The 4,272-nt window shown below is 38.8% G+C and carries 6 protein-coding genes; 2 read left to right on the top strand and 4 right to left on the bottom strand.

The annotated features are described in order from the left end of the window. Window positions 1–326 precede the first annotated feature (326 nt). Together WAM07_RS10255 and WAM07_RS10250 are read right to left on the bottom strand one after the other, a co-directional pair. Window positions 327–743 (bottom strand): hypothetical protein, encoded by a 417-nt coding sequence (locus WAM07_RS10255; protein ID WP_422166566.1) that lies wholly within the window; start codon window positions 741–743, stop codon window positions 327–329. A 72-nt stretch (window positions 744–815) separates the two neighbouring features. Then, complete coding sequence (locus tag WAM07_RS10250; protein WP_422166565.1) at window positions 816–1,631, bottom strand: metallophosphoesterase; 816 nt, start codon at window positions 1,629–1,631, stop codon at window positions 816–818. Window positions 1,632–2,003: 372 nt separating this feature from the next. Between WAM07_RS10250 and WAM07_RS10245 the strand changes: the two genes are divergently transcribed. After that, window positions 2,004–2,192, top strand: coding sequence for a YjzC family protein (locus WAM07_RS10245; RefSeq protein WP_422166563.1), 189 nt, complete (start codon window positions 2,004–2,006; stop codon window positions 2,190–2,192). Window positions 2,193–2,339: 147 nt separating this feature from the next. Here the strand turns inward: WAM07_RS10245 and WAM07_RS10240 are convergent, their stop codons facing one another. Further along, the gene (locus tag WAM07_RS10240) at window positions 2,340–2,570 is read right to left on the bottom strand and encodes a hypothetical protein (RefSeq protein ID WP_422166561.1); all 231 of its coding nucleotides are present in this window, start codon (window positions 2,568–2,570) and stop codon (window positions 2,340–2,342) included. A 583-nt stretch (window positions 2,571–3,153) separates the two neighbouring features. On the opposite strand from WAM07_RS10240, the gene WAM07_RS10235 reads away from it, so the two are divergent. Then, window positions 3,154–3,531, top strand: a complete 378-nt coding sequence (locus WAM07_RS10235; protein ID WP_422166559.1) for a hypothetical protein — start codon at window positions 3,154–3,156, stop codon at window positions 3,529–3,531. Between the two features lie 26 nt (window positions 3,532–3,557). On the opposite strand, the gene WAM07_RS10230 is transcribed toward WAM07_RS10235, so the two are convergent. Then, window positions 3,558–3,920, bottom strand: coding sequence for a DUF4440 domain-containing protein (locus WAM07_RS10230; protein ID WP_422166558.1), 363 nt, complete (start codon window positions 3,918–3,920; stop codon window positions 3,558–3,560). Window positions 3,921–4,272 lie beyond the last annotated feature (352 nt).

Here is a 4,272-nt window from a genome sequence, read left to right as displayed (position 1 = left end):
ACCCTACGTCGTGTAGGACCATAGGAAAGTGTTCAAATGTGAATCACCCCGAAAGACACGACCAGCATAAGCCGACCATCAAAAGGATTGCGTTTTTTCAATCCGTTGATGAGCGGCTTATGGCTCGAGTGTCTGGGTGATGGAACAAGACGAGTTATTTTCCCACCAGCCCCTATACCTATTAAGTTACGGACCCAGTTTATCTCGAAATTGAGTCTTCAACTAAACGGCCCTTTAGCTTAGCTTTTTATGACTGGGAAGTAGCTTTAAGCTTCCATTAACAGAAAAACCGGCAGAATGTTATGATTCTGCCGGTCATTCCTTATCTATGATTGTGTGTATCGGTATTGACTTCCTATTTTAGCTACTGCTGCGCTCACAAGCAGGTGCAGGTGAAAATAAGTAAAGCCGCACACCACTCCTGTTCCAAACATACTGCTGATATCACTAAAGTATAAAGCATCCAGACTTCCACCTGAGGCTAGATCAAACACATGCACACCAAACAGCAGAGCGATCATAATTAATCCCCCTGCGAGAGAATAGACTGAGAGATTTACCCCGTACGTTTTCTTCCATTTCAATTGTTTCTGCAAAGCTTTCAAACCGAGCCCGCTGGCAATAAACCAGAAAGCAGCTACGTAAAAGACAAAAATCGTAGACATGTCTGTACCGCTGATATGATAACTGTAGGTGGATACCAGGGAGGCAGCTACGACTCCTGTGATGATATTTTTGACCATTTCTCCTTCTTCCTTCCTTACAATAAATAGCTAACCTCACTGACTGTTCATAGTGAATGACACCTCTACATCTCAGTCTTTATGAGTAACCTCCATTAAACTTATCTGACTTTGATTAAAAAAACGTACGTGCACGACACTTGTTCCAAGACCTCTGTCAACATAAAGAAGCTGGTTATAACCAGTCCGGTATATACCCTGGTCATACGCTGGCAATAATCCCTGTCCCGGTGCCACAAGTGAGCCGAGAAACGGAATTCTCACTTTCCCTCCGTGAGTGTGCCCGCTCAGTATTAAGTCGGCCGGTTTCTCTTTATATTCGTTTACAAAATCAGGTGAGTGAGAGAGCAGGATCGTATAAAACTGCTGATCGATCCCATCGAAGGCTTGGCCTACTTTCTCCCGATTAGAATTAACATCGTCGATTCCTACAACATTAATTCTAAGGCTATCGTTTATATGAAGAGCCACATGTTCATTTCTTAAAACCGTGACACGTCTTTCTTTCAGCCCCTCCAAAAAAGGATGGGTTAGAGGATGATCCCACTCATGGTTGCCGGTAACGTAAAATACATGTCGGTACACACTGACGATAAGCTCTATTAAAGAAAAGACCTGAGTCCATTGTTTCGTATTCCGGTCTATCAGATCTACGGTGATCACCACCATATCAGCCTCTGCTTCTTCAATAGTCTGAAGGAGCTTCTTATTGCTTCTTCCAAACACTTTATTATGTAAGTCACTCATTTGCAATATTCTCAACCGACTGCCTTCCGTTATTTTTTTATGAGTAATCTGTATCTCTTTGCGTTTGAATACATTCGTGTCATACATAACTTTTCCAATGACTGCCATGCCTACAAATGCTCCACTTAGCACGCTTGCCATTTTTATTTTGCGTCCCCTCTTGTCCACCACACTGATCCTAGTTATTTTTACAAAATCTTCATTATTATCCTAACATATGAAACACTTTTTCTTACAGATAAAAGCAAACCATAATCTTTTCTTCATTACATAGGGCTCTCACTTTAGAAATGAACTACTGAACGCTTGAAGACGCAGCACTATCTTATGAGGGTTTGCGCGCAGTCCGCAGTGCTCTCAGCTTCTCGAGTAAGGGGCATATGCAGAGCTTTTTTACTCTTTATTTTTCATAGCACATTCTTCTTGAAAAAATTGGATAATATGGGTTTCAAGTTCCTAATAAGGGGTGCATTTGCTATGTAAGAATAATAAATAAAAAAGGAGTTTTCAATTATGGCAGATCGTTTCAAAACTGGAGAAAAAGCACCTGAAAATGGCACGTATGAATTTGATGGCTTAGTAAATGAAGGATATGAGAATAACGTAACGGAAGATGAAAAACATATTGAACTGAGTAGCGGAGACACTTTCCCGCCAACCCGTTCTAATAAAGATGCCGCTTATTGGAAGAAGTCCAGTTAATCTTTTTTTAATCCTCTAGTTCTTAACTAGAGGATTATTTTATTGGCAAACAGGAAGAAGGATTCACAGCCAGCCCTCAAGGAAACTCCTTAAACCCTTATAAAAATTGAACACTTCATTACTTTCCCAATATAATATTACACCCCGTTAAAAAGGACCTACTACAGTAGTAAGACACAATAATGATATGCCTATAAATATATAGCCCATCACGGAATTGCGAGTTTTCTTAAATTCTTCAAGCGCCATGACTAACGAAAGGGATGCTAACAACATCATTAGATATGGAAGTAAATAAGCAGATTCATCTGTTAGTAATCCATAACTGGAAAGAAACACGACTATAATAGCCAGAATAAATCGAATAATCCTTAGCACATGACCACCTCATTATTTTATGGAAGCTTCAACCCTTGTAACTTCCAGTTATTTCAATCATACATCGAACTCTTAAGACACAGAATCATTTAAAGAATGTTAAGTATTCCTATCTCCAGGCACATAAGGGACAGCATTAATTTTCAATAAAGGACGATCACCTTATGCAGCCATCAGAGCATTTGGTTTTGTTTACGTCCGCTTCTGGTGATTTATTACTGCACTCTGTAAATATACACACAAATAATAGGAATAAGAAGCTCTTTGAAAATTGCTTCGTTCTTTTTATCGTCAAATGGACAACTCCTTTTTAGCGATTACAGACGGGGACTTGTACATTCACGCTATAATCAGGAAATCTTTACTGATTCGTAACCTTCTACACGTTTATGAAGCTGCCAGTATCTAAATCGTTTTCTCTAAAACATGAAAGCTTGTCTTATTTGTGTTTTTCGTTATTGAATCTTTGATAACCTATATATAATGATTATTTGAATAAAGGACGAATGGAAGATCAGGCATTATTAATAGATTGTGCTTAAGGAAGTGATGATCATTAACTTCAAGAATGAGGGTGAATGTTTTGAAAAATTTTGTTTTGGCAGTATTATCTTTAGTATTTCTTACAGCTTGTACGCAAGGTAACGGAGATGCTTATATTACGTATGAAGGTGAGAGCGGCCATTGGACAGGACAGCTTCAACTTTCAAGAGACGACTCCAGTATGAATGGTACCTATTCGTTTCGATTATTAAATGGAGAAATGACTGAAGTAGAAACCTTCACTTTAAACATTAATGAAGGAGGAACTATTTTAAATGAAGAAAAAATCCTTCTTGATCAACCAATTGAAACTTCTATTCAATGTTCTGGATGTATGACTTTTAACGAAGATACTATTATTCCTGTAGTGATTCGCTGGAATGGAAAAAAAGAAACATTCAATTTAAGAGCAGACTAGAAGTTACAGAAAGCCCGGGATACTCTTTAATAGTTCGTAACCGTTCCCTGGTGAAATGTCATTTGCCATTTTTTGTCATTATATGTCCAGACAGAGCTTCTTAAAGAGTGTTGCTGTTTACTTTCTATAAATATCTTAAAAGTAGTTAGTACAGAGGTTGGGGAAAGGTACTTTGTCTCAAAGTTACGCATGATGATCCCTGGATCGTCTTCAGATGGTAAACGCTTCAAAATATTTTCTTTATCATAAATTTCACCTGTACTTGAGTATTCAACAAAGTCATCTGCTAATAACTCATTTAAAAGTTTTTCAGATTTGCGAACTTCACCCTTAAGTAGAGTTGTCTCTAAATCATACAAGTGTTCTTTTAGTTCTCTTTGCTTAACCACTCATATTCCCCCTTTAACTCCTCAAATCTCTTCTTTCACCCAGAGAATCTTACAATTTTTCACACTCTGCGCATTTATGTAATGAGGGCAAGTATTTGTTGAAGTAACCTCCACATTAAGGAAGGCTCTATTAAATTGTTAATTTTCATAAGAGGCTTATTACTCAATAGGGCCGGATTGTTGAAGACTCAGTTTCGAGATAAATTGGGACCGTTACGATATGAGGAGGAGGCTGGCGGGGAAATAACTCGCGTTCCTATGGGGGAACGGTGAGCTTCCTCGCTCGTTTTCACTCCCTGCGGGATCTCACCTAGTTCCTTCTCCCATGGGAGTCTCGCCATTTCCCCACCAG

It is taken from the genome of Halobacillus sp. (assembly GCF_049282395.1).
Lineage (GTDB): Bacteria > Bacillota > Bacilli > Bacillales > Halobacillaceae > Halobacillus.
The sequence above is the reverse complement of the archived record's forward strand: the minus strand, read 5'-3'. Positions and strand labels throughout refer to the sequence as shown.